The organism is Streptacidiphilus sp. PB12-B1b (assembly GCF_014084125.1).
In the GTDB taxonomy this organism is placed as follows: Bacteria; Actinomycetota; Actinomycetes; order Streptomycetales; family Streptomycetaceae; genus Streptacidiphilus.
Genome location: NZ_CP048405.1, coordinates 6,347,453 through 6,371,941 on the forward strand (window position 1 = coordinate 6,347,453; position 24,489 = coordinate 6,371,941).

Genomic DNA, 24,489 nt, shown 5'->3' on the forward strand with positions numbered 1-24,489 from the left:
CACCCAAGGAGTCGGCTGCCATGGATCGTCCCATCAATCGAGTGCCGTCCGCATCCCCCCGGGCGTGGAGCCTCCGCTCCGCCCGCCGCTACCTGCAGCGCCTTCAGCAGGCCGCCCTCGGCGTCACCCGATCCCTCACCTTCAAGGCGCTGCGCGGCCGGTTCGTCACCGTCACCGACTACATGAGCCAGCACGGCGCCCCCGCCGACTGGCAGGCCAAGTGGTCCTCCGCGTTCGGCGGCCGAGTCCACCGCAAGTACCAGGCCCGCCACGGCCACAAGGCCCCCCAGTGCCTGAACATGGTGCGCGGGGTCGCCCGGGACGTCTACTACTACGGCGACGCCGACCTCGACCTGTTGGACGAGGCCATGGAGCACTACACCGCCAAGACCGGCCTCACCCGCCCCGCCCAGCCGCAGACGCCGGCTGACCGCCTCGGCTCCATCACAGCCCTGCTGACCGGCTTCAACGAGGCGGTGCAGGACTACCCGGGCCGCTTCGAGGGCCTGACCGGCGAACACCTGCGCGACCTGGAGCGCGTCGGCGACTGCGACGCCGCCTCCGACCGCATCGAGCAGCTGCTACCCGTCCTGGACGACTGGAAGCAGCGCCTGGACGTCCTCGAAGAGGCGCTGACGCCCGCCGACCTGAACGCGATCATCGCGGCCGGGCCGGAGTCGCCCGTCGCCACCGCCTACCGGGTGGCCGCGCGCAGCTTCGACACCTACCAGCAGTGCCGCGACACCGCCCATTCGGCCTGGGTGAACTGGTCGTTCACCGGTCTGGAGCCGGAGGAGGGGGCGGACGCCCGAATGGGTGATGCCGCCGAGTCGCCCGAGGTTGACGAGCGGGTCACGGTCCCGTGCGTGCTGGACGGCTGCGACGGCTACAGCCACCCGGACGACTGCACCCGCAGAATCGACCGGATCATCATCAACGGTGATCTTGAGGTCACGACAGAGCTGGTCGCCCCGAACGAAGGCCCGCTGTACGTGTCCGTGTTCGGCGTGTACGACGACCGCGACGAGGCGATCAACGTCCACGCCCACACCCAGGCCGATCTTGACCGACTCGCCGAGGAGTTCGAGCGGCTGGCCGCGATGATCCGGAAGGCGGGCGCGAGCCTGCACCGCACCAGCGCGGTGCAGCCCACGACCGGCGTGTGTGCCCGCTGCGAGCGGACCTGGCCCGAGGCGGACCTGTCCGACGACGCCAACGGCGACCCCGTGTGCTGCGACTGCCACGCGAGCGACCCGGGCGACGACCGCGCCGAATACCGGGCCTACGCCCACGCGGGGCGGTGACCGCCATGACGACCACCCTCGACACCAGCACCCTGCTGCAGGACTCCGGCGCACTGCTCCTGGAGATCGGCCCGGCCGACCTCGGCGAGAACTTCGGCTCGTTCCTCGGCTTCCTGGCCCACACCCCCGAGGGTCAGACGATCGTGGTCCTCCCCGAGGGCCAGCTCCCCGAGATCAGCGACAGCGTCATCCGCCAGCTGCTCCAGATGCCCCGGGGCCGGTCCTGATGGGTGCCCGTTTCCCGATCCCGCGCCCGACCGAGACCGCGGCACTCGCTGCGGTCCGGCCGCGGCCGGTCCCGCCGGCCGAGGCCCTGTACGCCGACCTCGCCACCACCCGCCGCCGCGACGACCGCGAGGGCTTCACCCTGCTCGGCTGCCTGATCCTGCGGGCCATCGCCGGAAAGGCCGGTGAGCGGTCATGACCAGCGACCACCGGACGGAAGCCTCGCTGTCCGTCGCCGCCCTTCACCTGCTGCTCGCGCGGAACCCCGAGCTGGACGAGCTGCCCATCGAGTGGACTGTCGACGTCGACCGGGTGATCCGGCCGTTCATGACCGTCCGCCACCCCGACTGCGCCAAGGCGGCGCAGCTGCTCGCCGACGCGCTGGAACTCGACCTCAAGACGGGCGACTTCAGCGACCAGGGCATCCCCACCCGGTCCCTGTACGTGCAGGGCCGCTGGGGCGGTGCCCGCTGGGACTTCGTCGCCTACGCGGCCCGCGAGGCAGGTGAGCGGTCATGAGAAGACGTCTCCTCGACGCCACCCGCGGTGGCCGCCTGTGGTGGCGGGTGGTCCGTGAGAACCCGGTCACGGCCACCGTGGCGACCTGGCGCGGCGGGGCCCTGACGATGCCCTGCCCCACCTGGTGCGCCGGCCACCCGGACGCCGACGTCGCCCAGCACCCGGTGGACTTCGCCCACCACTCGGAGGACCACGGGCTGACCGTGACCCTGGCCGAGGACACGGTCGAGATCCTGGCGGTCGGCATCTCGCAGGCCCCGCTGTCCACGCGCGGCAGCGTGCTGCCGTACTTGACGGTCGACGCGGGCACCGACGGCTGCGTCCGCACGACGCCGGACGAGATGCGGGCCCTGGCCGACGGCCTGGAGTCGCACGCCGGGTTCCTGCGCCGGTTCATCGCGGATTTCGAGCCGCTGCGGGCCGAGGCGCTCGAGGCGATGCGCCCGCCGGGCTTCCCGAAGCACCTGCCGCCGCTGGCGCCGCTGGACGGGGAGGACCCGTGATCTTCCTGATCGTGGCGACCCCGGCCGAGGCTGACGTTGTCCTGCACCGGCTGCGCGACGCGTTCAGCACCGCCGACCCGATCGGCATCCCCGACCCGGACGACATCGAGGGCCAGGTCGCCCTGAGCGTCGACGTCCACCTCTGACCCGTCTTCCCCGCGCCCGGTCGGTGCGGCGGAAGGCCAGTGGAACTCCGCCAACTTTGCGGAGTTTCCGCCGGGGTCACCGCCGCGCCGCCGGGCTCACACCCCCTGGAGCACCCGTGAACACCCGCCCCAACCCGACCACCGGAGGTAGCTGACATGGCCCTCTTCGGATTGTTCGGCTCGACCCACGACATGACCACCGGCACGTACGCCGGTCGGGAGTCCGCCAGCGACCGGGCCGCGCGCAAGGATGCCGAGGCGCGGTCCCGGCGCGCCGCCTCGCACCGCAAGGCCGCCACCAAGCTCGACCGCCAGGTGAACGCCGAGATCGACGCCAACCGGACCGCCGAGCGCTCCGGCACGCGGGGGCGGGGCTGGTGGTGACTCTCAACCGCGCCCAGCGCATCGTGATCGGCTGCATCACGGCCGGGGCCGTCCTGATCGCCGTCATCGGCTTCACCGGCTCCTACGCAGCGGTACAGGGCCTCGCGGTCCGCAAGGGCTTCGGCTGGTTCTCCTACGCCCTGCCGGTCGGTGTGGACGTCGGCATCGCCGTCCTGCTCGCCCTGGACCTGGTGCTGACGTGGCTGCGGATCCCGTTCCCGCTGCTGCGGCAGACCGCATGGCTGCTGACCGCGGCGACGATCGTGTTCAACGCCGCCTCGGCCTGGGGCGATCTGCTCGCCGTGGCCATGCACGCGATCATCCCCGTGCTGTTCGTGGTGGTCGTCGAGGCCGCCCGGCACGCCGTCGGCCGGCTGGCCGCCATCAGCGTGGACAAGCACATGGAGTCGGTCCGCCTGGTCCGCTGGATTCTGTCACCTCTGCCAACTTTCCGGTTGTGGCGGCGGATGAAGCTGTGGGAGCTGCGCTCCTACGAGCAGGTCGTGAGCCTGGAGCAGGCCCGGGTGGTGTACCGGGCGCGGCTGCGCGCCACCTACGGCCGCCGGTGGCGCAGGCGGGCCCCGGTGGAGCTGCTGCTGCCGCTGAAGCTCGCCCGCTACGGCGTGCCGCTGCCCGAGCTGACCGGTGCGGAGTCGGTGCGGGTCCATGCGTTGGACCCGCAAGCCGAGGACGCCCCGGCGCTCGCCGCAGCTAGCGATCTTCCTGCTACCGCGAAGATCACCGAGTTGACCCCGGAGGCCGCCGGGTGGGCCGCGTTCGCCGCCGCCGAGGCAGCCGCCGCCGAGGCAGCCGAGCCGCCGGAATCCTCAGGAAATTTTCCTGAGGTTCGGCCGGCCGCAGGGCCCAAGCAGATGGCCACCGCGGCCACCTGTGCCCCCGTCGAGGTGATCGCGGAGCCGCTGCTGACTTCGGAAAGCTCTGATCTTGTCGATTCGGGCGAAACGGACACGACTGTCGCAGATCTGCGACAGTCACAACCCAAAATGTCCGTTCCGGAGCCGGAGTTGGTCGTCGGTAATTTGCCGACATCCACGCCCGAGCCCGAACCGGAGCCGGTGCTGAGCGCGATGGAGCTTGCCTCCCGCGCCCGCCGTGAACGGCAGCGGCAGACCAGAGCTGACGCCGCTGTCGGCTGGTGGGTGGCGCAGCAGCTGCCGGGACCGCCGAGCCTCAACGAACATGCCAAGGCGTCGGGCATCTCCGTCCCGACCCTGCGCAAAGCCCTCGCCGAGTTCCCCCAGCCCGAACCGGAGGTTGTGCCGTGATCACCCGCATCCTGTCCCGGCTGCGGCGTCGCCGCTGGACCGAGCCGGACACCCTGACCCGCCTGCCGGTGCCTGCGCCGGTCCGTGTGCCCCCTGCGCCGCCCGTGTGCGCCCGCCAGGTGGGTGACGACGAGCTGGCCGTCCGCGCGCGCCTGTTCTGCCTGCTGGGGATCGGCGGTCCGCTGTGACCGACACCGACGACACCCGGGACGTCGACCCCGACACCTGGTTCGAGCGGCTGTACGCCGACGACTCTGCCACCGAGGACACGAAGGGTCTCGCTACTACCGAAACCCCTGCAGTCGACCAGGCCGACCCCGAGCCCGAGCCGGAGACCGACGCGGACGACGACCAGGCCGAGGCCGCAGAACCCCCGTTCGACCTGCGGGCCCTGGCCGACCACCTCGCCGGCGTGCTCTCCGAGACACCCGCCGAGCGCGAGCAGCGCCGGCAGCGCGAACACGAAGCGCGGCTGGCCGCGGCAGGCGAGACGGCGGCCGAGCGCAGGCAGCGGCACCGCGAGGAGCGCCGGAAGCGCGAACGGCTGGCCAGCCTCCTACCCCTCGTCCACCACACCGAGCGCGTCCGCCGCTTCCGCCGCTGGGTCATCCTCACCGGCTTGTCCGCCTCCGTCGGCTACAGCGTCCACCTCGTCCAGGCCACCGCCCGCCAGTCGCCGACCGTCGGCGGCGCACTCCTGGGGGGCTTCTGGCTCCTGGACCTGTACATCCGCCGCTGGGGCCGCGTCCGGGTCTCCCAGGTCCGCGGCGCCTTCCCCCTCGCCCTGCTGATCATCGTGCGCATCCCGGTCGCCTCGGCGCTGGTCGCGCTGCTCGGCCTCGCCCCGCTCCTCGCCCTCACCGGCCACCACTGAATAGGAGACACCACCACCATGTTCGGGACCTTCGGCTCCGGCGGCGTCCTTCTTGTGATCATCGTCGCCCTGGTCATGCACAGGCGGGGCGGCGGCAAGCTCAAGCCCGTCAAAGATCACCACGTGTTCTACTGGGGCTGCGCGATCGGCCTGTTCGCGGCCGGGGCAGGCACAGCGTTCCGGCAGGTCGGCACCGTGTCCACCACCATCACCACGGCGGTCAACCAGCAGTCCGCGACCTTGGGCACGATCGGGCCGGCCGCCATCGCCCTGGCGCTGATCTTCGTCGCGTTCGGCTCCAAGCCGAACTTCGTCAAGGACCTGATCTGCGGCGTCGCCGCCCCGGGCATCCTCGCCGCGGCGGGGGGCCTGTGGGTGCTGCCGGTGACCATCCTCGGCTCGATCCTCCACTCGGTGGTGTGACCGTGCGCCGCTACCTCGAAGACTGCACCCTGGCCGCCCTGCTGCAGGGCCATCGCTTCCTGGTCCTGAAGGCAAAGGCGAAGATCACCTACCGGCCGAGATGGAAGCACGCCGGGGGAGCCGTGGCAGCGCTCTACTTCCTGTGGCCGATCGTCCGGCGCGTGCTGCCAGCGGTGGTGCCCGCGGTGACGGTGACGGCCACGGTGTGGTTCTTCACCGCCATGGCGGTCGGGGCCTCCGGGTACGGGGCGAAGACGGCGGCCGGCTCCCCCGTCGACGCCCAGCAGCCGGACGGCGGGGAGCCGGCGGAGGAGCGGCAGGAGCCGCCCGCCGAGGCGACCCTGTACGCGCTGATCCGGCACGTCGCCGCGCTCTCCGATCAGGGCACCGCCGCGCACCTGCCGGACCTCCTCACCGAGGGCCACAAGCGGGGCCTGTTCGGAGGCTGGCAGCAGACCGACCTCAAGGCCCACCTGACCGCCCTGGGGGCGCCCCTGGTGGACGGCAAGAAGCTCACCTTCAACGGCCACCAGCGCAACCGTCAGGCAGTGCTCCTCGACGGCCTCCCGCCGGCCGCCCCGGCACCCGTCCCGGCCCTCACCCGGCAGCCCGCCCCGGGCACCGCTGCGGGCACCGCTGCGGGTGGCGCCGGACGGGCGTCCAGCCCCGCTCCCCCGGCCGCCTCCGGCGTCCCCTCAGGGGCCACCGGTAGCCGGTAGGACCCGCAGGTCAGCCCGCGCCTACCGGGCCTCCTACCGGCCCCCTACCGAGTGCCTACCTACCGCCCAGAGCCCCCGAATCGACCCCGGCCGAGAGGGGGCTCTGTCATGCTCGAAGGCATGCGGTACCTCTACCGATGCCGAGTCTGTCGGACCGTCACCGGCCATGCGAGCGAGCGGGAGGCGCAGGCCGAGCGCGTCGACCACGCCGAGCGCGCCCACCACGGGCGCTGGCCCGAGGACGACGAGATCACCGGCCCGCACGCCAAGCCCCGCCCGGTGGACGGGTACGTGCGGGCGTGGCTGGACCGGCACGACCGGATCATCGGCCGGGCCATGTGGCAGTTCTGGGTACTGGCCATGCTCGCCGGACCGCTCTACCTGCTGTACACCCACCTCTTCGGCTGAACCGGCCGCGGCATACTCGCCGACTTCGGCCAGGGGCCGGGCGAGCCCCGAAGATGTTCGTCTTGAGCCCATCAGCCTGACGGGCTCACCGCTGGTCATCGTGACCACCTCATGTTTGCGGCTCCGTTCGGCGGAGTCGCAAAGCGTGATCTTGCCGGTAGCGGCAATCTGCGGCGGACAGCCTGGCCGCCGCAACCACCAGCCAGTCGTGACCCGGACGGTCACAACCTTGGCGTGCTGCCCCACGGTTGCCGCTCCAGGTGTGGGCGGCTCGCCCACAACCACGGGGTACCGTCCAGCCGCCGCCCTTCACACCGAAGGTCCGTGGCCGTTGCTGCCACGGTTGCGGGTCCGCCGACTGGACCCGCAAAAGCGTCCGCGCTGGTGCGGTGCAGGTATCACCGTGCGGGTGCCCGCAAAGTGATCAAGGGTAGGCACAATCTGCCTACCCTGCGTGGCCCGAGGGCTTCGGTGCCAGCGAAACCCTCCCGCAGGGGTACTGACCAGCGAGTACCCCAGGGGTCCGCACCAGTGCGTACCCTTTCACGGTCGCGCGTGAAAAACGGCCTGACCTGCCTTTTTACTGCTAGCGGGAAGAATGCGGCGACCTGCTCAGCACCAACTGCTGACCGGCCCGGGGCTCCGAATTCCGTCACGACCCTACTCCGCCGCGATGGTGTGCACCGAGGCCGGATAGGTTCTGCTCGTCGGTCAGGATGGGGGGTCATGGGGTGCTTGTCAGTTCTGGGGCGGATGTCGGTCGTTGTTGTGGGGTCCTGGCTGGTGCTGACAGTGCCGTATCTCGCGCCGGGGCCCTACCTACCGGGGTCTGATCTGCCGGTCTTCTATTCGCACGGGGCCGTGGGGCTGTGGTTCCTCGGGATGCTCGTACTGCCCGTCGTGGTGTGCATCGTCAAGCGAGAGTGGATTCGCACAGGTCGGCGGTCTAAGCCGTAGCTCGCTGCGGGGGCAGCGTGCTCCAGTGATGGCCAGAGTGGCCATCACTCCTCCCGGCCCGCGTCCCTAGCATCGGTCTCCACCGCCTGCGTCCGCTCCCGCTCCCGCTCCCGGTCCTGGGCCTGGGCGACGCCGAGCTCGTCGGCGACCTCCCGCAGCCGGGCCGCGTAGCCGGAGAGCATGTCGGCGAAGCCCCGCAGGTCGGACGGGCGGGCCATGGTCACGTCGGCCGTGATGTGCGACCAGGCGAAGACGCGGCTCCCGGCCGGCGTACGGGCCTTCGGGTACTGGGTCATGGCCGTGACGCACTGCAGCTTCACCGGGCCCGTGAGCACGTCCAGCACCACCGGCCGGGACTCGTGGAACTCGATGCCGTGCCATGTCGGCTGGTCGCCGTGGCTTCCGCAGCACCACGGCGGGCACGAGTCGGCGTCGGGGTGGGGGTCGGTCATGTCCTGCTCCCTGTCGTCTGCGATGGGCCCACGGACCCGGACCTGCGTCTTGCAGGTCCAGCTCACCGGCACCGCCCTGTGGGCCGTCCGCTCCCGCTGCCTCCCCAGGCGTTTGCCGCGCGGTCGCGGACGGCCGTCCTACCCCGTCCGGCACGCCCCTCCACAGGCCGGCCGGACGGGAGTCTCAGGCGGTCGTCCTCCGGCGCGCGGCTCGGGCGGCGTTGATGAGGTCCCGGTCTTCGCGCGCCCAGCGCTGATGCCGCGCTTTCAAGGCCTTGTCGCACGGTCCGCAGATGACGACCGAGGCGCAGGCGACGTTCTGCTCGACGCTGCCCACCACCCGGCCGGTGCAGCTCGCCCCGCAGTCCGTGCAGAACCCCAGGGCCTCGGTCGCGGTCGGGGTGTTGGCGATCTCTCGGGCCTGGCGCTGCTTGCGCCCCCGAGGCGTCTCGGCGGTCACCAGCGTGCTGCCTCTCGTGCGACGACCAGGTCGGCGTGCCAGTCGAAGCACGGGTCGTGCTCGGCGCCCAGCAGCGGCGACTCAGGGTCGCCGGGGTCGGCCTGGACGAGTCGGCGGGAAGGCTGCTTGCAGTACGCGCAGGTGCCGGGCGCGCCTTCAGACGGTTTCGCGGTCATGGGTGTCCTTTCCGGGGTGGCAGGCACAGGTGCACGGCACGGCCACCCACCCAAGTGCCGGGTGCTGGTAGCCGGGGTGCTCACAAGCCGGATGGCCGTACGCCCAGTCGTCGGGGACGCGCGGGTGCGCGGCCGTTCGGCAGTTCGGCGTCAGGTACCCGCCGGGCACGGCCTTGGTGGGCGCGGTCACGGCCGCTCCCCGGCGTGGTCGGGGCAGGCGACGACGGCCCACGGGAGGACCGCGCCGCAGCTGGTCGTCTCGACGTGCCCGGCCGGTGTCAGCGGGTACTCGGTGCTGCCGCAGGTGATGCACGCCCTGCCCTGCAGCCGGGCCAGGGTCGCCAGGTCGACCGGCAATGCAAGGCGTAAAGGTCCCGTCGTGTTCGCCATGTCACTGACCGTAGGGAAGGTCGGAATCCGCCTTCCACTGTCTTCCCTTTTCTTGCACGCTACTTAGGCGAGGGCGTCGAGTGCCCGTTCGATCAGCGCTTTTGCCGTGGGGCCGTAGACGGCCATGCTGCCCAACTCGCGGAACGCCCGCTGGTATACACGGACCTGACTGGGGGCCGTGACGTTCACCTCGGCCGTGAGCGACTCCACGACGACGCGCTCGTCATCGAAGATGTACATCGCCTCCAGCGGCCACATGGTGACCCGGTCCGCGGTGAAGGGGATCACCCCGAGCGCCACCGAGGGAAGGCCGATCACCTCCAGCAGGTGCGCGAGCTGGCCGGCCATCACATCCCGGCCGCCGATCCGGTACCGGAGCACCGACTCCTCCATCAGCACCACGAACCGCCGCTCGCCGCCGCGCAGGGCACGCTCCCGCTGAGTCCGCGACCGGGCCGCCGCCTCGACGTCGTCCGGGGTGCCCTGGAACTGGGTGATGGCCCGCAGCAGCGCCCGGGCGTACTCCATCGTCTGCAGGAAGCCCGGCACCACGTTGGAGACGTACACCCGCTGAACCCGGGTGTGCTCGATCATCAGGAGCACGTCCTCCTGGTGGCGCAGCAGACCGGACCGGTTCAGCCTGCGCCACTCCGCGTACAGCCGGTCTGCCTGCCGGTTCGCCGCGACCATGTCGGGGGCCTGCTCGGGAAAGCCGCACGCCTCGCACCAGGTGCGGACGTCGGCGTCCGACGGCGCTGCCTTGGCGTGCTCCAACCGGGAGGTCTTGGCGGGGCTCCACCCGCAGCGCGCGGACAGTTCGTGCGCGCTGATGCCCGCGTCCAGGCGGAGGTCACGCAGTTGCGCGGCCAGGCGTTCGCGGGCGGCCTGGGCGCTGGGTGACGGTGATTCGGCCACGGTTCCCGATGCTCAGCGGATCTTGTATTCCTCGTGCGGGGTGGCCCTGGCCCACACGGACTCGAAGGCGTCCCGGCACAGCTTGGCCACATTCGGATCGGTGACGGTCTCGGTGCCCGGCTCGGCCCAGTCGCCGTTCCCGGTGAAGTGGTTGAACACGACGGTGGTGCCGTCGAACAGCCAGAAGTCGTTCCCGGGCAGCGCCAGGTCCGAGGCGAGCCGCCGGGGCAGCCAGCGCACCAGCTCTCCCACGGCAAGGTTCACGCCGGTACCGGCGTGCTCGTACCTGATGTACTCGGTGACCGGCTCGGAGACGATCCGGGCGCGGCGCATCATCACACCGGCGGCGGTCATGTCGCGGGCGAGGCTGGTCCAGGGGCGCCACATGTCCGACTCGGGGTCGGTGTCGGCCTCGCCGGTCTCGCGCCACCGGTCGTACGGCCCGGACTCGTCGCCGACCGCGTAGAGGTCCCTCATCTCCAGGTGGACGGCGGAGACGCGGGCAGCGCGGAACGGTTCAGTCCAGTCCTTCTGCGGCATCGCAGACCTTTCGGAGCGCCGGCACCAGGCGGACCGGGATACGGATGATGTCTTCGCCTTCGGGGATCCCGGCGTCGTGGTTCGGGGCGGGGGCCTGGGTGACCTTCTGCCTCAGTGCCTCGTCGGCGATGTATCCCTGCGCGATGATCTCCCCGGCTTCCTCGTCGAGCCAGAACGTCACCGAGCCCTGCCCGTTGGTCTCCGGGTCGATCGCAACAAACCGTAGCGGCATGATCCCCTCCAGCCACAAGTCGCTTCCACGGACTTGCACACTCTTACGCCATCGTGACAGGCCGTCAAGAGTGCGTGACTCAGGGGTAACAGTCGTACTCACCCGCCCCGTAGGCTGCTCCCGGGGGTCCTGGCCGAGGTCGAGCAGGACCCCCACCGCCTTGTGGTCTAGCCGGCCGCGTCGGCGATCTGCCCGATCCGGGTGGTCGCGGCGCCAAGCTCGGTATTGCCTTGCCCGATCTCACCGCTGGCCTGCATCACGAGAGCCGTGTCGCCGTCCGCAACACCGGTCAGGCAGTCGCTCGCCCCCGCACGGTAGTCGGCGAGAGCCGCAGACCAGTGCTGCTCCGCAGCGGGGTCGGGAATCGGGGCGTGCTGCTGGGCGGCAGCGACGTCCTTGGACAGCGTGGAGCAGTCCGAGCCGACAGCGGCAGTGTCCTGGCTGCTGTCGTTGCCGATGGTGTTGAAGTCGCCGCTGATCTTCTGCTCGTCCGCCTGGCCGCCGTTGTTCCACCAGTCGCTGACCTGCTGGCCGACGCTGTCAGTCGTCGGCTTCGGTGTCGGGGCGCCCGTGGTGGGTGCGGGGGCTACCGGCTGGGCGACCGCCGTTGTCGGGGCGCTGCTGGCGGTAGTGGCTGTGCTGCTGTGGCTGCCCCCGAATAAGGCGACGGCGCCGACAATCACACCGACGACGAGGAGCGTGACGCACCCGCAGCCGACGCAGGTGTCACTCTTCTTCGCGGGCTTCTTTGCTGGTGGCTCTGGAGCTGGCTGTGCCCAGCTGGGCGTGGTCATAGCGCTGATCCCCCTGGGATGGTTGAGGGGCAAGCGTTTCAGACATGGCTGATAGATCGTCACCGTGTTGCCGGAGCGTTACCCAAAGCGAGGGCAGGTCTACAGGCCGATGCCGACCAACGGCGAGGCGGTCACACGGTCCGCGTCCTCCATGTACCCCGCCAGGGCCCTGCTGCCGTCCGCCCATCCGCCGGTACGCCCGATGCGGATCACGTCGTGCCCAGCCAGGCGGGCCGCGGTTGCGAAGCCCCGCCGCAGGGAGTGCCCCGACCAGTCGCCGGTCAGCCCGGCCCGGTCGGCCAGGCGGGTGACGACGTCGGCGGCGGCCTCGGGAGTGATCCGGCCCGACGGGTCACCGATCGGCCGGCCCTTGCGGAGCATCGGCGGCGCCACCCGGCCGTGCCGGTCGATGCGCACGAACAGCGGACCCCCAGTGCGGCCGGCAGCGACCAGGGCCGTCGTGTACGCCTGCACCGCCCGGACGGGGCAGGTCGCCGGATCCGAGCCGTACAGCACCACGTTCTCGGTGAACAGCTTCACCTTCCGACGGTAGATCGACGTGTCGAGGCCCTCGTCGGTCTCGCGCAGGTCGGTGACGTCGACCGCAACCAGCTCGGACACGCGGGCAGCCGTGGCGAAGCCGAGCAGCACCAGAGCGGCGTCCCGCTTCCCCAGCAGTGTCGTGCGGTCGACCGGGGCCAGCATCGCCCGCAGTGCGGTCGGCACCGCCGGGGATGCCTTCCGCGGCTTGGCGGCCGGGTCCTTGGCCAGGGCCAGCCGGGTCCGGAATCCGTTGATGACCGCGCGGGCGGCGACGGTGCTGGGCTTGGGCAGGTCGTGTTCGGCGTGAAGGGTCGAGATGGCGGACATGGCCCGGTCGATCGAGGACGGCGATGCCGGGCGGCCGGTGCGGGGCAGCGGCGCGGTGGTGAGGTGCGCGGCGTACGAGGCGATGGTCTCGGCGGTGGCTGGCAGTGCGGTGCGGCCCTCGGCGGCGCACCAGCGGGCGTACGCCTCGCGGTCGGCCCGGTAGGCGCGCGAGGTCGAGTCCGCGCGCCCGGCGGCGATGGCCGTGATCGTCTCGGCCGAGAGGTGGGTGTCCCGGTCGGCTTGGGTGACAACATCGGTTGTCGTGGTCCGGATTTCGATCTCTGCGGCCATCCTGACCCCCCTTCAGTTCTGGCTCTTGAGAAGAAACCTTATCAAGAGCCAGAGGGCTAGCCATGGCTAACGGGGGAATTCGGTGCCTTCCGCTTGCCCGGGTGGTCCTTGCCGACGTCCGGGAGCGACGCCTCGAGTAGCTCGGCACGTTCCTCGACCGTGAAGGCGATCACGGCGCACAGCTGTTCGGCGACCTTCCGCGACGGTGTCCGCAGGCCCGCCTCCAGTTGGATCAGGTACGGGTGGGCGATCCCGGCCAGCCGTGCGCACTCCCCGCCGCGCAGCCCGGATCGCATCCGGGCCGCACTGATCATCGGCCCCAGCGTCGCCGGAGGTACCCGTCGCTGTCGTACGCTCTGCTGCTCCATGGCTGCCCCTCCCCTTCCTCGTTGTGTGCTCAGCGCCGGTACGACGGGTACGTCTGACTGTTGCGGGCGCCGTTCTGCAGGTCCAGCCGCTGCAGCTCGTTACGCAGTTGCCGAGCGGTGACTACGGTGCCCTCGACGGTGATGTTGTAGTTGACGACCGACGTGGCACCGCCTGCGCCTCCCGCGCCCCCGCCACGGTTGCCGTGGACCAGGGCTGCGCCTCCGCCGGCCATGCGCAGTCCCAGGCTGCCAGCAGCGCCCCCGGTCAGGTGCGACATGGCGCCGGACACGTCCGCCGTGCCCATCGCGAGTCCCTGCGCGATCTGGCGGGCGATGTTCCGGCCGCCGATCTGCGGTGCCCCCGAGCCCGACAGGGGGCCCTTCTTGGCGGGAGACCACGGCAGGAAGTTCTTGATCTCGCTGACGACGCTGCTCATCGCGCTACCCGCCGAGCCGATCATCGACTCGATGCCGCTGATCAGGCCGCTGATGATGTTCTGGCCAGCGCCGTAGAGCAGGGAGCCTACGTCGCCCAGCGCGTGGAGGATCTTGCCGGGCAGGGACTCCACGAAACGGATCCCGTCGCCCGCCAGCGACTTCACCTCCGACCAGGCGTCGGAGAAGGCGCCGGAGATCTGCTTCCAGTAGTGGGTGATCGCGTAGACCGCGAGACCGATCGGGCCGGTCAGGATCGCTAGCAGGAGCGGCCAGTGGCCCTTGATCCAGTTCACGACCGTCCCGGCTGCCGACACGATCGAGTCGAACGCCTTCTCGATAATGTGCCACGCGTCGTCGGCCGCACCCGAGATCAGCTTCCAGGCGTCCTTCCAGAAGTCCCGGAAGCCCTTGAAGTGGTCCCAGCAGTAGATGAAGGCAGCCACAAGTCCCCCGATAGCGATCACGATCAACCCGATCGGGTTGGCGTCCATCGCAATATCGAGTTCGCCCGTCGCCACCGCCTCCTCGTCCGCCGCCCCGGTGGCGAGCACCTCAGCATCCTTCAGGCCCGACAGAGCCTGCTTCATGTTCAAGATCCCCTGCCACGCGGTCCGCGCACCGCCTGCCAGAGTCGACCAGCCGGTCTTGAAGAGGCCGCCCAAGTTCTGGAACAGGCCCTCGACAGCGGGGGTGATGTTGCCTTCCTCGTCCTCGACTGCCTCCGCCCCGAAGATCGCAGCCCAGCCCGCCCGGGCACCCTGCACGAGTGACGCCCAGCCCGTCTTCATCGAGCCGAGCATCTTCGGGAAGAAGCCCTCGACGGCAGGGATGACGTTGCCCTCGGCGTCCTCGGCCTCCGCCGCACCGAAGACGGCCTTCCAGCCTGCTGTCACGCCCTTGACCAGGCCGCTGAAGCCGGTCTTGAAGACCTTGCCTATCTTGGGGAAGAGTCCTTCGACGGCGGGGACGACGTTGCCTTCGGCGTCGGTGACCTCCGCCGCGCCGAACAGCTTGCCCCAGCCCGTCTTGATGCCCGCGAAACCGCTCTTGAAGATCCGGGACATCTTCGGGAAGAAGCCCTCGACGGCCGCCACGGTCTTGCCCTCGGCGTCCTTCGTCGCGGCTGCTCCGAACAGCGCGCCCCACATGCTCTTTGTCGAGGCGATGAGCTGCTTGCCCTGGCTGAACGGGAACGTGGCGATCGACTTGGCCAGCCCGGCGATAGCAGTGATCGGCTTGATGACCGCGAGCGCGCCCAGGCGCAGGGCCAGCGGCGCGAGGAACGCGTCCACGAGCCACTGCATGATCGTCTTGTGCTGGTCGGTGAAGTTCGCCAGATCCTTCAGGGCGGGCGTCACCGTGGTGGACAGGATCGAGCCCAGGGCCGACAGCGCGCCCAGCACCGCGGTGCCCACCAGCGTTGCCAGGGACGGGCCGACCGTCTTTATGAGGACGGACGCGAAGTGCGTGGCCGCGTCGGCGAAGTGCGACAGGTCGTCTGCGACGGTCTTGAAGACCTGCCCGACCTTCTGCCATGGCGACAGTGCGGGCGCTGTCGCCGTGGCGGCTGCGCCTGCCCCAGCCTGCAGGTGCCCCTCGCCCGCAGCAGCGGGAGCGGATGTGGGTGTCGAGCCGGAGAAGCCGGAGGCGATGCCGGACAGGGCGGTAGCGAAGCCGTGGACGATCGGCGTGCCCTTGGACTCGATCAGACTGATGAAGCTGCTGACCTGCGGGATCAGCCCCTCGCCGATGCGGATCATGACCGACTCGAAGCCGTCCTTGATCTGCGCGAACTGCACCGACAGCGTGTGCGTCGACGTCACCCAGGCGGAGGCGAAAGAGTTCGCCCCGGCGGCGATGGCCGGGTACTTCGACTTCAACCGGTCCATCTGATCGGCAAGGATGTTCAGGCCCGACCCGGCCTTCTTCCCGAAAACCTCCGTGATGACCTGGCCCTGCTCCTTCGCCGTGACACCCGCGGCCCTCATGTGGGCCATCAGGTCGTTCATGGCCGGCAGCAGGCCGCCGTTCTGCATGTCCTTGCCGAGCTGCGTCGACGTCAGGCCGAGTTTCTGCAGCTCCGGACCTGCGGTGGCGATGGGCTGCGCGAGGGCCTGCACCGACATCCGCAGCATTGTCGCCGCGTTGGCGCCGCGGACGTTGTTGTCGCCGAAGACGTCGAGGGCGGCGCCGACGTCCGCCAGGGACAGGCCGAAGCCCTTGACGGTGGCGACCATGCCGGACCCGAACGCGTCGGCGAGGTCCTGCATCTGCATGTCGCCCGCGCCGACGATCGCATTCAGCGCGCCCATGGCCTGGCCCATGTTCTGCACGCCCGGAATGCCCGAGGCGACCGCCGCGGTGAGCGCGTTGGTGACGTCGACGAGGTCGGCGTGGCCGGTGGTGGCACCCTCCGCGGCGACCTTGACCAGGTTCAGCGCCTTGGCGCCGCTGATGCCCATCGACGAGAAGTTCGACTCGACGTGGTAGAGCGCTTCGGCGAGCGAATCGGGGGACTGCCCGACCTGCCCGGCCAGGCTCAGCACGCCGTCACCCAAAGATTTGATCTTGCTGAGGGGCACCCCGGCCTGCGTGCTGATCTGCGTCATCGCGGCCTGGAACTTCGCCGCCGACTTGATCGACTCGTAGCCGATCGCCGCGATACTCAGAGGCAGGGCGGCCTTGAGCATGCCGCCCAGCTCGCCCAGGCCCAGAACCTTGGTGCTCAGGCCCTCCGTGGCCTCGCTGGCCTCCGCCGATGCCGCAGTGACCGATCCGGCCATCTCCGTCGCAGCGGCCTTGACTTCAGCCGCGGCCTCGGAGATCGCCGCTGCGGCCTCCCGCATGGACGCGACGATCTCCTCGCCCATCTCGGACATGCCGACGCCCGCAGACCTGGCCTCGTCGCCCATCGCCGCGAGACCCTCGGACGCCGACGTCGTCGACTCCCGCACCGAGGCGGCCATTTCGGCGACGCCGTCATCGATCCCGGCGAACGCGGCATCGACTGACTCGGCGAGCGAGGCGCACGACTCCTTGAGGGTGTCTATGGAGGCGACCGCGTTGCGGATCATCTTCATGAAGCCGGCCGCGCTGCCGGTCAGCGTTGCCCTCAGCGGGGGAATGTCAGCCACGGGCTTCACCCGCTCGGCGGGCCTGCGCAGTGAACGTCATCTCGTCCGGCAGTTGCACGCCGCGGAGGACCAGGGCGATGTCTGCCTCGCCGGGCACGTCCGGCACGGTCACCACGGCCGGCAGGCCCTGGCGGGCGGCCTCGGCATTGAGGATCTCGGCGCAGGCCGCGAACTTGTTCTGTGCGTCAACGATCTCGGTGACCAACGCCGAGACGGCCCCCATGGCCTCGGCATAGGCGACCGCGAGGACGTCGAGCGCGCCGCGGGCTACCTCGATCTCCGCTTCGTACGCGGCGGTCTCGGCGTTGAGGTCCATCACTCACCGCCACCCTCGCCGGCACCGGTGCGCCACATCGGGGAGTTCAGGTGCTGGCCCGCGCTGGTCCAGGTGTCGACGGCGTACGCGCGGAACTCCTCGCGGGTCATCTCATGCGGGACCTTCGCCGGCAGCGGGTCGGCGGCCGGCGGCTCGGACTCGGCGATGCGGGCCGCGAACTGGGGGGCGACTTCAGTGATGCGCGCGGCCAACTGGTCCATTGCGGCGTTGAACTCGGCCAGGGGCAGCGCCTTGGGCTTGGCAGCCTCTGCCAGACGTGCGGCATGGCGCTGGGCGGCCTGGGCGTCCATACGGGCCTGCAGGCGCCGCCAGCGGGCTTCGTGATTGATCTTGGGCATGGTGGGCTCCTGCCTGGGTTACTGGCCGGAGCCGTTGGGACCGATGGCAGCCCACGCGACGGCGTAGGTCGTCGCGGTCTGCGATCCGGTGGGGGCGGTTGCCGCGGAGACGGTGAAGCCGGTCGCCGAAACGGCTGTGACGTACAGGCCCAGGGCGGCCGTGGCGGCGTTCTGGGCCGTCAGAACGACAGCCGGGGCCCTGGCGAAGACCTCGCTGAACGTCACCGCGACCTGGGAGCCGGTCCCCGGGCTGGTGCCGGAGCCGAACGTCAACGTGCCGTACTGGCCGGTCGCGCCGGCCGCGACCACGGGCGAGGGTGCCGAGGTGCCTGCGGCGGTGCCCGCGGCAGCGGTGACGGCTCCGAGGGTGACGCCGGTGGACACCGCGGCGGCGGGCACCGTCAGCAGGCTGATCCGGCCGGAGGTGCCGCCCTCGAATGCCTTCACCACCCGGTAGGTGGTGCCGGTCGGGGTGGTGCCGGCGTCGTCATTGGCGTCCAGGGTCAGGTGCACGCTGCCGGTGCTGTCCAGCGCGGCCGTGGTGCTGGCGGGCGCCGTGACGCCGCTGTTGACCATGGCGGCGCTCAAGGTGAAGGAGACGGTGCCCGATTCGGGGCTCCCGTCAGAGCGGGTGAAGGTGCCTTGGACAGGCACGCTGGTGAAGGCCATCGCGTCCTCCGCGTCTGGGAAGGTCGGGGGTGTTGCGATGTCTCGGCACGGCGCAGGTCGGTCAGTGCGGGGAAAGGGAGGTGAGAAACCCGCTCGCGGCCTTGGCTCCCCGATCCGGCTGCCGAACCGGGCGGGGTGACTTTGACGCCCGTGCCGAGACATGCGCTGTCAGAGCAGGTCGGGCGTGCGCTGGACCAGGGCCGCAAGGCCGGTACCGCTGACGCGGGAGGCGAAGTCGTTCATGCGGGGCGGGCGCGGGTAGCCCTCGGGCAGCTGGCCGGCGACCAGGCCCTGTTCCCAGGCGAACTGGCGGGCCTGCCCGGCGCGCTGCTCGGCGGTGATGGCCTCGCCGATGGTCTGCCGTAGCGCTGCGTAGGTGGCCTTGATCTCGGCCTTCAGCCGGCCCAGGTCGTCGAGGGCCTGGGCTTCCTCGGCCTTGAAGCGGTCGTAGGCGGCGGACGCCTGCTCGCGGCGCTCGCGCTCTTGGCGGGCCCGGTCCTCCTCGGCCCGGTGCCGGGCCAGTTCCCCGATGCCGGCCGCGAGGGCCTGTACGTGGGCGTCGGCGATCAGCAGCGGCTCGCGCACGGCGTCGCCGGCTGCCTTGTGCTTGGCGGCGTCGTCGTACCGCTTCTCGGCGACCGCCGCCTGCTGCTGGAACTCGGCCTCGGACAGCTTCTCGCGCAGCTGCTCGGCGTCATGCCGCGCTTGTTCGAGGCGCTGCTCCAGGGTGACCGTTTCGGGCATGTGCGCCCCTCCTCGTCCGGTGGGCGAGGTATGTGCGCAAGCTGTCGAGGTCGATGCTCCAGGTGTGGCGTGGCCCCAATACGCCGTGGATTTCTCCGGCAACGGCGAGGCGGCGCACCCACTCGGCTGACAACCCGACAGCCTCCGCGGCCTTCGCCGTGGTGACCATCTGAGTTGAGGGTGCGGCGGGTTGGGCAGGCGGAAGAACTGTGACCACCGGGACGGTTGGGGCTGCCCAACTGGCTGTGCGTTGCGAGGTCTGACGCCGGTACAGGACCGCGGCGTCACTGCTCGCCACCTTCACCGCCAGCACCGCCCGCGACAGCCGGGGAGCGGTCACCGAAGCCGGCGGCGGCGTCCCGCGCACGTACGCTTCCAGCAGCTCCAGGGCGGTACTCAGCTCGGCGCACAGCCGCCCGGGTATCACCAGGTCGGCCCCGGGCAGCAGCACCGGCGCGGCGCGCCCGTCACGGGCCCCAGGGGCGTCCTGCGGGGCGCTCACTCTGCTCCCCCGGCGGTCTTGAGGCCGAGGTGCTGCAGGACGATGCTGCGGCCCTCCACGCCGAGCGTGACGCGCAGGGCGCTGCTCAAGGCGATGGACAGGATCTCGGCGACCGCGCGCGGGTCCGCGCCGTCGAGCAGCTGGTCCACGCTGGCGACGGGGGCGTCAAAAGTGGCGGCGGTCACCAGGATGACGGCGGCCTGCAGGGCGTCGCGCGTGAACAGGGTGGGCTCGGGGCCCGGGTCTTCGGGCTGGGGAAGGCTCATAGGTGGTCCTTGCGGGTGGGGGTCCGGACTCCTGGAGGACAAGGCCATGGGGTCTTTGGAGCCGGACCGTGGTGCTCCGTGCGGTGGTGCTTGTGTATGAGGCGGCGACGCTGCCCGCGGCCTACCTGGCGGCGGGTGGCCCGGAGGTCACTCGCGCAGGGACTTGGAGGCCCGCGGGGACAGCAGCCCGCTCTCGGCGGCGTCGGCGAGCTTCCATTTCCGCCCGAGGTAGGCCCGCGCGTCCAAGCCGGCCACGACATTGCTGGAGACGATCTCCAGCGTCCGGAGCGTGCGGAGCCGGGCTGCCAGGCCCGGGGCGCGCAGGGCGGCGGCGTGGCGGACGGATCCGACGTGCAGCACCGCCCGGGTGCCGTCCTCGGTGACGGTGAGCGTGCCTGGCACGGGGTGGCTAGCAGCGCTGGCGCGGTCAACGGTGAGCACGACCTTGGGGCGGGCGGTGCGCGGGATCCGCAGCGGCTGGCGCCCGCCGTCACGGGTCTGGGAGGCGCGGGCGGTGGCGAGGATCGCCCGCCGAATGTCGCGGTTGAGCAGGGGGTTCGCGGGCTCGTGCCTCGCGCGTGCGCGCGCGCGAGGCTCGCGGCGTTCGTCGTGGCGCGGCATTTCACGCCTCTCGGGTCTGGCTGATGCGGACGATGTACGGGTTGCCGCAGGCGGGGGTGCGGAGGCCGATGGCGAGGTGTCGGTGGGCGCTGCCGCAGCCGGGGCAGTGGTGGACGACGACTTGTTCGGCTCCGCTGGTGCGCAGGATGTCGCCGTTGACGATGGGCGGGGTGGGGGCGGTGAGCATCTTGTTCTCCGTGCTGTTCGGGGTGGGGTTAGGCGGCGTGCGGGGTGATGGTGCGGATGGGGATCCACATCAAGCCGCAGGACGTTTCCAGGCACTCGAGTACCTGGTGTTGCTGTCGCCCGACGTGGGCGGTCCCTACGGGCTGGGCTCGGCGGATGGCCGCGCAGGACGGGCAGACGGTCTGGACGACGGGGGGTCGACGGAGTCGGGCGGGCATGGCTACTCCCCGACTCGGCGGATCGTGGCAAGGGTGTGGATGAAGGCGCTGATCCGGTCGGCCATGGGTTCGCGGTCCTCCGGGGCGAGGTGCAGGAGTCCGGTGAGAATCTCGTCCATGCCGGTGGCGATGTCCCACATGCCGGGGTCGCGCTTGTCGGAGCAGTTCTGGCAGATGCGGCAGACGTCGGGGAGGTCGAGCTTGAGGGCAACGGCGACGACTCGGGTGTCGCCGAGGAAGTCGAGGGTGTCGCCGCACAGGGCGCACTCGGCTTCGGGGTCGGGTTCGGTGTTGATCTCGAAGGCGAGGCTGGCGTGGGCGAGCAGGTCGCCCATGAGGTCGTCGGTCATGGTGCTTTCCGTTCAATGGAAGGTGATGGTGACGCCGCCGGTGCGGTCGAGGTCGTCCCAGCGCCGGACCTGCTTGGTCCATGCCTCGTCGGTCTGCCGGCGGGCGACTTCCTGCTGCACCGCCTGTTCCGTGGCCTCCTGGGCGGCTGTGCTGCGCCGTTCGGACAGTGCGTGGCCCAGTTCGGCGAGCCGCTCGGTGTCCGGGTCGGGCTGTCCGTAGGTTCGGACGGCGTGGACCAGGTCGCCGACGCCAGCGGTGACCGTGTCGACGTCGGCCCAGGCGCCGGTGGCGCGCCGGACGACGGCATTGAGGTGGGTACGGTCGCGGCGGGCGTTGCACAGCTGGTCGAAGCCGGCGCGCTGCTCCGGGGTGAGGGCGTCTCGCCAGTCGTACCAGCCGTATCCGCGGGGTTCGTCGTCGAAGGCGTGGAGGTGGGGCCGGATGGCGCGGTTGAGGGCGGTGCGGGCGGTCTTGAGGATGGCCGGGATGAGCGCCTGCAGCTCGGCCAGCTCGTCTGCGTTGAGCCAGTCTGCGGGCTGGCTGCTGACGCGCTCGCTGGGCATGCACAGGGTGCGGACGTGGTGCTCGGCGTCGGCGGTCCACTTCTCGCGGGTGGGGCGCTCGAACTGGTGGCGGGTGGGCACGGTGGTCTCCGGGGTGTTGCGCGTGGTGGTCATGAGCTGCGCCGTCCGTGGCGGGCGGTGAGCCGGTTGCGGGCCTGCTTTGCGCTGTATCGGGCGCGGAGGCCGGCGGTGCGGGAGGCGGCGAACTCGTCCCGGCCCTGGCGCTGGAGTTCGGCCCGGCGGCGGGCAGCCTCAACTAGGGCCTGCACGCGGGCCTCGGCTGAGCGGGCCAGCCGCTTCCGGTCTTCGTCGTCCATGTGAATCTCCGTACTCTCGTTTGAAGCCTTGGGTGATAAGTCCGTTTAGGACCGTTCTGCAAGGGGGGTTTGGGGTTTGGAGGGGTTTTTTCGGCACCGTTCGCGGGAGAAAGGTGTTTCGGTTTTTCCATCGGCTCACGGCGGCGAAAAAACCCTGCAAACCCCCAAACCCCCCACTAGCGCTTTTCTGCTAGCTCCACGCGGTACCACTTCGCGTCCTTGGCCTGCCGCTGGAGCACGACTGTGTAGCCGTCGGCATACCGGCCTTCTCGGTTGGAGAGCCACCGACCCAGCGACTTCGCCACGCCGGCCGTCTGACCGGGACGGCTCCACTTGTCGGCGAGATCTCCAGGCAGCTTCTCGGGCTGCACCCTCTTGACCGACGAGTCAAAGCCAGCAAGATCGTCAGATCCGATGCGGTCCAGCACGTCCTTCGAGCGAAACGCCTGGTCGCCAAAGACTCGGTGGACCTCCGCGAGGAACGCTCCCCAGTCCGCGTCGTCCTCGCTGACCGCGCCAAGGTCACTCTCGCGGGCCTGCCCGAAGTCCTGGCCAAGTCCGGCATTTGCGAGCAGCATCCGCAGGGATCCGTCCCACCGGGCGTAGCTATCGGAGCGCTTCTCCTTGGACGGCTTGCCGTCCACCACCCAACCGCGAGCCACCGTCAGCAGCGCCCCCAGGTAGTCGCCACGCCGGGCCTCCATCCAGGCCTCAAGGTTGACGATGGTGAAGCCGGTGCGCAGGAACGGGTCCGGGCACTTCGGATTGATGACAACGTCGTACGTCCTGCGGGCAAGGTCGCCGCCGATCTTGGCGTTGTTGCCTGTGCCCACCCACAGCCGGTCATTGACGAGGCTGAGTCCCTTGTGCGCGCCGAGTAGCCGGTCGTTGTACGAGGCCGAGGTGAGCAGCGCCTCGAGGACGGAGGAGCGCACCACGCCCGCAAGGTTGTCGAACAGGACCACCGGCGCCGTGGTGTCGAGGAGCGTGGTCGTGATGACCTTGCGCAGCTCCTCGTCCTCGGCGGGCAGTTCCGGGCGCACGGCCATGCCGTGGACGATGCCCATGGCCTTGGCCAGGAGGGTCTTGCCCGAGCCGGGCTGGGGCGCGGTGATGACGAACCACGGATACGGCGGCGGCAGGATCGTGCGCAAGATCGGCGTCATCATCGCGCCGACCCAGTTGGTGCGGTGCCGCTCCGAGACGAACGGGAAGTCCGCGACCGGCTCCAGGATCAGCCTGACCGCCGTCTCGATCTCCTCGCGCGTGGGCTCGAACGGGATCTGCGGCACCCTTAGGTCACCCGTGGGCAGGTACAGCAGTCCCGTGGCGTCGTCATACCCGGGCGTCTCCAGGACGGTGCCGTCCGGCCGCAGGATGGGCGTGTGCGTGACGCCGAGCAGTTCCCGCAGGTTGGGGGTGCCTTCACCGATGGACGCGGCATTGACGGCCGAGTTCGCTGCGGGCGGTGGGAACAGCGCGGGCGAGTGGGTCTTCTTCCCCGTCCTCTTGTTCTCCCGCTCCCTCACGACCTCGTAGCGGACGTCGATCAGGGCGCAGACGTGCGCAGCCGTGACGGGCCGGACTTGAGCAGGTCCGTGATCGACGCCCTTGCGCTGGTCTTCCTCGCTCGGCGGCCGGTAGCCGTCTTCACCGATTCGGGGCGTGTGCACGATCGACCAATCCCGCCGGAAAAGGCACGAAAGCTCGTCCTGCCCCAGCTCGCCGCGCAGCCACTCGGCAGCAAGAGCCTGGTTGTTGACGATCACTCGTGTCTTCGGGCCAGCTGGCGCGGCGGTTTCCATCCTGGGCTGCTCGGGCGAGGGGCGCCCTTGCTGCTGGTCCGCCAGCAGCAGGTACTCCGGGTACTCGCCGAGGTCGTCCGGGTCATCGTCGTCCCAGAAGAAGGGCGACCCTTCGACAGCCTCCCGGTAGCCAGGCGGGAACGTCGGCTCCGCGTCGTCGTTCTGGTTGATCGTCACGCGGGCTCCTGGCTCTCGTTCTCCTGCGCCGCCCGCTCAGCGTCGGCTACCTGGTGGTGCTGCCCTCGGCGGGCCTGTACTTCCGCCCAGCTCGGCTGGTTGCGCATCCGCTTCAAGTGCTGGCGCACCGGCTCCCACGAGGCGCGCTCGACCTCTTCGAGTTCCTCCAGGAGCTCTTGGCGGAAGTGGGCACGAAGGTGCTCTATGAACCCCTCGAGGACTTCACCGTCCAGCTCGATCACCGGGCACCTCCCTTCCGCCGGGCAACGTCGTCCACCACGGCCGTGATGGCGACATGCAGGCGCTGGCCTGCGCTGCGGACCGTCTTGGGGTTGGGCTTCATACACAGCAGGCGCTCGGCCTCGGCTCGGATGCCGTTGAGGATGGCCGCCTCCGTGTGCGGGTCGCCCGGTAGCTCGACCCGTGCCTCGGTGGGGGTGCAACGGCCCGCGGCGCCCTCGGGGCCGGTGCTGGTTGTTCCGCTCACTTGCTGATCTCCATAGCTCTGGTGGTCACTGGGGGAGGGCCCGCGGCGGCGAGGGTTCCGCCGCGGGCCGTCGAGTGGGCGTCAACTGCGCCCGCCGGTC

Annotated in this window: 37 protein-coding genes; 13 read left to right on the top strand and 24 right to left on the bottom strand. The window is 70.5% G+C overall.

Annotated features, from left to right (window positions below):
• Positions 1 to 20 precede the first annotated feature (20 nt).
• The 13 genes from GXW83_RS27410 to GXW83_RS27470 all read left to right on the top strand — a co-directional run bounded on the left by GXW83_RS27410 (position 21) and on the right by GXW83_RS27470 (position 6,791).
• Positions 21 to 1,304, top strand: a complete 1,284-nt coding sequence (locus GXW83_RS27410; RefSeq protein ID WP_182445729.1) for a hypothetical protein — start codon at positions 21 to 23, stop codon at positions 1,302 to 1,304.
• A 5-nt stretch (positions 1,305 to 1,309) separates the two neighbouring features.
• Positions 1,310 to 1,531 carry a hypothetical protein gene (locus tag GXW83_RS27415; RefSeq protein ID WP_182445730.1) on the top strand — a complete coding sequence of 74 codons (222 nt, stop codon included), beginning with the start codon at positions 1,310 to 1,312 and terminating at the stop codon, positions 1,529 to 1,531.
• Entirely contained in the window at positions 1,531 to 1,728 is a 198-nt protein-coding gene (locus GXW83_RS27420; protein WP_182445731.1) for a hypothetical protein, read from the top strand. The genes GXW83_RS27415 and GXW83_RS27420 overlap by 1 nt, the downstream gene beginning before the upstream one ends.
• A complete protein-coding gene (locus GXW83_RS27425; protein ID WP_182445732.1) occupies positions 1,725 to 2,048 on the top strand; it encodes a hypothetical protein in 324 nt (107 codons plus the stop codon). The genes GXW83_RS27420 and GXW83_RS27425 overlap by 4 nt, the downstream gene beginning before the upstream one ends.
• Positions 2,045 to 2,551 (top strand): hypothetical protein, encoded by a 507-nt coding sequence (locus GXW83_RS27430; protein ID WP_182445733.1) that lies wholly within the window; start codon positions 2,045 to 2,047, stop codon positions 2,549 to 2,551. Before GXW83_RS27425 ends, GXW83_RS27430 begins: the two co-directional genes overlap by 4 nt.
• Entirely contained in the window at positions 2,548 to 2,697 is a 150-nt protein-coding gene (locus GXW83_RS27435) for a hypothetical protein (RefSeq protein ID WP_182445734.1), read from the top strand. The genes GXW83_RS27430 and GXW83_RS27435 overlap by 4 nt, the downstream gene beginning before the upstream one ends.
• 156 nt (positions 2,698 to 2,853) lie before the next feature.
• The gene (locus GXW83_RS27440; protein ID WP_182445735.1) at positions 2,854 to 3,081 is read left to right on the top strand and encodes a hypothetical protein; all 228 of its coding nucleotides are present in this window, start codon (positions 2,854 to 2,856) and stop codon (positions 3,079 to 3,081) included.
• A complete protein-coding gene (locus GXW83_RS27445; RefSeq protein ID WP_225447289.1) occupies positions 3,075 to 4,367 on the top strand; it encodes a DUF2637 domain-containing protein in 1,293 nt (430 codons plus the stop codon). The genes GXW83_RS27440 and GXW83_RS27445 overlap by 7 nt, the downstream gene beginning before the upstream one ends.
• Positions 4,364 to 4,555, top strand: a complete 192-nt coding sequence (locus tag GXW83_RS27450) for a hypothetical protein (RefSeq protein ID WP_182445736.1) — start codon at positions 4,364 to 4,366, stop codon at positions 4,553 to 4,555. The genes GXW83_RS27445 and GXW83_RS27450 overlap by 4 nt, the downstream gene beginning before the upstream one ends.
• Positions 4,552 to 5,241: a hypothetical protein gene (locus GXW83_RS27455; RefSeq protein ID WP_182445737.1), complete on the top strand. Its 690-nt coding sequence runs from the start codon at positions 4,552 to 4,554 to the stop codon at positions 5,239 to 5,241. Before GXW83_RS27450 ends, GXW83_RS27455 begins: the two co-directional genes overlap by 4 nt.
• 18 nt (positions 5,242 to 5,259) lie before the next feature.
• Entirely contained in the window at positions 5,260 to 5,664 is a 405-nt protein-coding gene (locus GXW83_RS27460) for a hypothetical protein (RefSeq protein WP_182445738.1), read from the top strand.
• A complete protein-coding gene (locus GXW83_RS27465; protein ID WP_182445739.1) occupies positions 5,661 to 6,383 on the top strand; it encodes a hypothetical protein in 723 nt (240 codons plus the stop codon). Before GXW83_RS27460 ends, GXW83_RS27465 begins: the two co-directional genes overlap by 4 nt.
• A 108-nt stretch (positions 6,384 to 6,491) precedes the next feature.
• Positions 6,492 to 6,791, top strand: coding sequence for a hypothetical protein (locus tag GXW83_RS27470; RefSeq protein WP_225447290.1), 300 nt, complete (start codon positions 6,492 to 6,494; stop codon positions 6,789 to 6,791).
• Between the two features lie 1,001 nt (positions 6,792 to 7,792).
• On the opposite strand, the gene GXW83_RS27475 is transcribed toward GXW83_RS27470, so the two are convergent.
• From GXW83_RS27475 to GXW83_RS27590, 24 genes are all read right to left on the bottom strand, one after another.
• Complete coding sequence (locus GXW83_RS27475; protein WP_182445741.1) at positions 7,793 to 8,200, bottom strand: hypothetical protein; 408 nt, start codon at positions 8,198 to 8,200, stop codon at positions 7,793 to 7,795.
• Positions 8,201 to 8,384: 184 nt separating this feature from the next.
• A complete protein-coding gene (locus tag GXW83_RS27480; RefSeq protein WP_182445742.1) occupies positions 8,385 to 8,660 on the bottom strand; it encodes a hypothetical protein in 276 nt (91 codons plus the stop codon).
• Positions 8,657 to 8,836 carry a hypothetical protein gene (locus GXW83_RS27485; protein ID WP_182445743.1) on the bottom strand — a complete coding sequence of 60 codons (180 nt, stop codon included), beginning with the start codon at positions 8,834 to 8,836 and terminating at the stop codon, positions 8,657 to 8,659. The genes GXW83_RS27480 and GXW83_RS27485 overlap by 4 nt, the downstream gene beginning before the upstream one ends.
• 186 nt (positions 8,837 to 9,022) lie before the next feature.
• Complete coding sequence (locus GXW83_RS27490) at positions 9,023 to 9,193, bottom strand: hypothetical protein (protein WP_182445744.1); 171 nt, start codon at positions 9,191 to 9,193, stop codon at positions 9,023 to 9,025.
• Positions 9,194 to 9,289: 96 nt separating this feature from the next.
• Positions 9,290 to 10,141, bottom strand: coding sequence for a helix-turn-helix transcriptional regulator (locus tag GXW83_RS27495; RefSeq protein WP_182445745.1), 852 nt, complete (start codon positions 10,139 to 10,141; stop codon positions 9,290 to 9,292).
• A gap of 12 nt (positions 10,142 to 10,153) precedes the next feature.
• Complete coding sequence (locus tag GXW83_RS27500) at positions 10,154 to 10,681, bottom strand: DUF6879 family protein (RefSeq protein ID WP_182445746.1); 528 nt, start codon at positions 10,679 to 10,681, stop codon at positions 10,154 to 10,156.
• Entirely contained in the window at positions 10,659 to 10,931 is a 273-nt protein-coding gene (locus GXW83_RS27505; protein ID WP_225447291.1) for a hypothetical protein, read from the bottom strand. Before GXW83_RS27505 ends, GXW83_RS27500 begins: the two co-directional genes overlap by 23 nt.
• 149 nt (positions 10,932 to 11,080) lie before the next feature.
• Entirely contained in the window at positions 11,081 to 11,707 is a 627-nt protein-coding gene (locus GXW83_RS27510) for a hypothetical protein (RefSeq protein ID WP_182445747.1), read from the bottom strand.
• Between the two features lie 99 nt (positions 11,708 to 11,806).
• Complete coding sequence (locus GXW83_RS27515) at positions 11,807 to 12,868, bottom strand: site-specific integrase (protein WP_182445748.1); 1,062 nt, start codon at positions 12,866 to 12,868, stop codon at positions 11,807 to 11,809.
• A 56-nt stretch (positions 12,869 to 12,924) separates the two neighbouring features.
• Positions 12,925 to 13,182, bottom strand: a complete 258-nt coding sequence (locus tag GXW83_RS27520; protein WP_255431332.1) for a helix-turn-helix domain-containing protein — start codon at positions 13,180 to 13,182, stop codon at positions 12,925 to 12,927.
• Between the two features lie 83 nt (positions 13,183 to 13,265).
• Positions 13,266 to 16,808: a phage tail tape measure protein gene (locus GXW83_RS27525; protein WP_182445750.1), complete on the bottom strand. Its 3,543-nt coding sequence runs from the start codon at positions 16,806 to 16,808 to the stop codon at positions 13,266 to 13,268.
• The gene (locus tag GXW83_RS27530; protein WP_182445751.1) at positions 16,801 to 17,124 is read right to left on the bottom strand and encodes a hypothetical protein; all 324 of its coding nucleotides are present in this window, start codon (positions 17,122 to 17,124) and stop codon (positions 16,801 to 16,803) included. Before GXW83_RS27530 ends, GXW83_RS27525 begins: the two co-directional genes overlap by 8 nt.
• Complete coding sequence (locus GXW83_RS27535) at positions 17,124 to 17,483, bottom strand: hypothetical protein (protein ID WP_182445752.1); 360 nt, start codon at positions 17,481 to 17,483, stop codon at positions 17,124 to 17,126. The genes GXW83_RS27530 and GXW83_RS27535 overlap by 1 nt, the downstream gene beginning before the upstream one ends.
• An 18-nt stretch (positions 17,484 to 17,501) precedes the next feature.
• Positions 17,502 to 18,152, bottom strand: coding sequence for a hypothetical protein (locus tag GXW83_RS27540; RefSeq protein WP_182445753.1), 651 nt, complete (start codon positions 18,150 to 18,152; stop codon positions 17,502 to 17,504).
• Positions 18,153 to 18,320: 168 nt separating this feature from the next.
• Entirely contained in the window at positions 18,321 to 18,896 is a 576-nt protein-coding gene (locus GXW83_RS27545; RefSeq protein ID WP_182445754.1) for a hypothetical protein, read from the bottom strand.
• A 498-nt stretch (positions 18,897 to 19,394) separates the two neighbouring features.
• Positions 19,395 to 19,664: a hypothetical protein gene (locus GXW83_RS27550; RefSeq protein WP_182445755.1), complete on the bottom strand. Its 270-nt coding sequence runs from the start codon at positions 19,662 to 19,664 to the stop codon at positions 19,395 to 19,397.
• A gap of 147 nt (positions 19,665 to 19,811) precedes the next feature.
• Positions 19,812 to 20,285 carry a hypothetical protein gene (locus GXW83_RS27555; RefSeq protein ID WP_182445756.1) on the bottom strand — a complete coding sequence of 158 codons (474 nt, stop codon included), beginning with the start codon at positions 20,283 to 20,285 and terminating at the stop codon, positions 19,812 to 19,814.
• A 1-nt stretch (position 20,286) separates the two neighbouring features.
• Positions 20,287 to 20,472, bottom strand: a complete 186-nt coding sequence (locus tag GXW83_RS27560) for a hypothetical protein (protein ID WP_182445757.1) — start codon at positions 20,470 to 20,472, stop codon at positions 20,287 to 20,289.
• Positions 20,473 to 20,691: 219 nt separating this feature from the next.
• Complete coding sequence (locus GXW83_RS27565; protein ID WP_182445758.1) at positions 20,692 to 21,039, bottom strand: hypothetical protein; 348 nt, start codon at positions 21,037 to 21,039, stop codon at positions 20,692 to 20,694.
• Between the two features lie 12 nt (positions 21,040 to 21,051).
• Complete coding sequence (locus GXW83_RS27570; RefSeq protein WP_182445759.1) at positions 21,052 to 21,717, bottom strand: hypothetical protein; 666 nt, start codon at positions 21,715 to 21,717, stop codon at positions 21,052 to 21,054.
• Entirely contained in the window at positions 21,714 to 21,920 is a 207-nt protein-coding gene (locus GXW83_RS27575; protein ID WP_182445760.1) for a hypothetical protein, read from the bottom strand. Before GXW83_RS27575 ends, GXW83_RS27570 begins: the two co-directional genes overlap by 4 nt.
• 176 nt (positions 21,921 to 22,096) lie before the next feature.
• Positions 22,097 to 23,902: a hypothetical protein gene (locus GXW83_RS27580; protein ID WP_182445761.1), complete on the bottom strand. Its 1,806-nt coding sequence runs from the start codon at positions 23,900 to 23,902 to the stop codon at positions 22,097 to 22,099.
• Positions 23,899 to 24,144 carry a hypothetical protein gene (locus GXW83_RS27585; RefSeq protein WP_182445762.1) on the bottom strand — a complete coding sequence of 82 codons (246 nt, stop codon included), beginning with the start codon at positions 24,142 to 24,144 and terminating at the stop codon, positions 23,899 to 23,901. The genes GXW83_RS27580 and GXW83_RS27585 overlap by 4 nt, the downstream gene beginning before the upstream one ends.
• Complete coding sequence (locus GXW83_RS27590) at positions 24,141 to 24,389, bottom strand: hypothetical protein (RefSeq protein WP_182445763.1); 249 nt, start codon at positions 24,387 to 24,389, stop codon at positions 24,141 to 24,143. Before GXW83_RS27590 ends, GXW83_RS27585 begins: the two co-directional genes overlap by 4 nt.
• Positions 24,390 to 24,489: the final 100 nt, after the last annotated feature.

Bases quoted from the DNA above. Each gene is read 5' to 3' on its own strand.
- GXW83_RS27410 (WP_182445729.1), top strand. From the start codon at position 21: ATGGATCGTCCCATCAATCGAGTGCCGTCCGCATCCCCCCGGGCGTGG.
- GXW83_RS27415 (WP_182445730.1), top strand. From the start codon at position 1,310: ATGACGACCACCCTCGACACCAGCACCCTGCTGCAGGACTCCGGCGCA.
- GXW83_RS27420 (WP_182445731.1), top strand. From the start codon at position 1,531: ATGGGTGCCCGTTTCCCGATCCCGCGCCCGACCGAGACCGCGGCACTC.
- GXW83_RS27425 (WP_182445732.1), top strand. From the start codon at position 1,725: ATGACCAGCGACCACCGGACGGAAGCCTCGCTGTCCGTCGCCGCCCTT.
- GXW83_RS27430 (WP_182445733.1), top strand. From the start codon at position 2,045: ATGAGAAGACGTCTCCTCGACGCCACCCGCGGTGGCCGCCTGTGGTGG.
- GXW83_RS27440 (WP_182445735.1), top strand. From the start codon at position 2,854: ATGGCCCTCTTCGGATTGTTCGGCTCGACCCACGACATGACCACCGGC.
- GXW83_RS27460 (WP_182445738.1), top strand. From the start codon at position 5,260: ATGTTCGGGACCTTCGGCTCCGGCGGCGTCCTTCTTGTGATCATCGTC.
- GXW83_RS27470 (WP_225447290.1), top strand. From the start codon at position 6,492: ATGCTCGAAGGCATGCGGTACCTCTACCGATGCCGAGTCTGTCGGACC.
- GXW83_RS27475 (WP_182445741.1), bottom strand. From the start codon at position 8,200: ATGACCGACCCCCACCCCGACGCCGACTCGTGCCCGCCGTGGTGCTGC.
- GXW83_RS27485 (WP_182445743.1), bottom strand. From the start codon at position 8,836: ATGACCGCGAAACCGTCTGAAGGCGCGCCCGGCACCTGCGCGTACTGC.
- GXW83_RS27500 (WP_182445746.1), bottom strand. From the start codon at position 10,681: ATGCCGCAGAAGGACTGGACTGAACCGTTCCGCGCTGCCCGCGTCTCC.
- GXW83_RS27510 (WP_182445747.1), bottom strand. From the start codon at position 11,707: ATGACCACGCCCAGCTGGGCACAGCCAGCTCCAGAGCCACCAGCAAAG.
- GXW83_RS27515 (WP_182445748.1), bottom strand. From the start codon at position 12,868: ATGGCCGCAGAGATCGAAATCCGGACCACGACAACCGATGTTGTCACC.
- GXW83_RS27520 (WP_255431332.1), bottom strand. From the start codon at position 13,182: ATGATCAGTGCGGCCCGGATGCGATCCGGGCTGCGCGGCGGGGAGTGC.
- GXW83_RS27530 (WP_182445751.1), bottom strand. From the start codon at position 17,124: ATGGACCTCAACGCCGAGACCGCCGCGTACGAAGCGGAGATCGAGGTA.
- GXW83_RS27535 (WP_182445752.1), bottom strand. From the start codon at position 17,483: ATGCCCAAGATCAATCACGAAGCCCGCTGGCGGCGCCTGCAGGCCCGT.
- GXW83_RS27540 (WP_182445753.1), bottom strand. From the start codon at position 18,152: ATGGCCTTCACCAGCGTGCCTGTCCAAGGCACCTTCACCCGCTCTGAC.
- GXW83_RS27545 (WP_182445754.1), bottom strand. From the start codon at position 18,896: ATGCCCGAAACGGTCACCCTGGAGCAGCGCCTCGAACAAGCGCGGCAT.
- GXW83_RS27550 (WP_182445755.1), bottom strand. From the start codon at position 19,664: ATGAGCCTTCCCCAGCCCGAAGACCCGGGCCCCGAGCCCACCCTGTTC.
- GXW83_RS27555 (WP_182445756.1), bottom strand. From the start codon at position 20,285: ATGCCGCGCCACGACGAACGCCGCGAGCCTCGCGCGCGCGCACGCGCG.
- GXW83_RS27560 (WP_182445757.1), bottom strand. From the start codon at position 20,472: ATGCTCACCGCCCCCACCCCGCCCATCGTCAACGGCGACATCCTGCGC.
- GXW83_RS27565 (WP_182445758.1), bottom strand. From the start codon at position 21,039: ATGACCGACGACCTCATGGGCGACCTGCTCGCCCACGCCAGCCTCGCC.
- GXW83_RS27570 (WP_182445759.1), bottom strand. From the start codon at position 21,717: ATGACCACCACGCGCAACACCCCGGAGACCACCGTGCCCACCCGCCAC.
- GXW83_RS27575 (WP_182445760.1), bottom strand. From the start codon at position 21,920: ATGGACGACGAAGACCGGAAGCGGCTGGCCCGCTCAGCCGAGGCCCGC.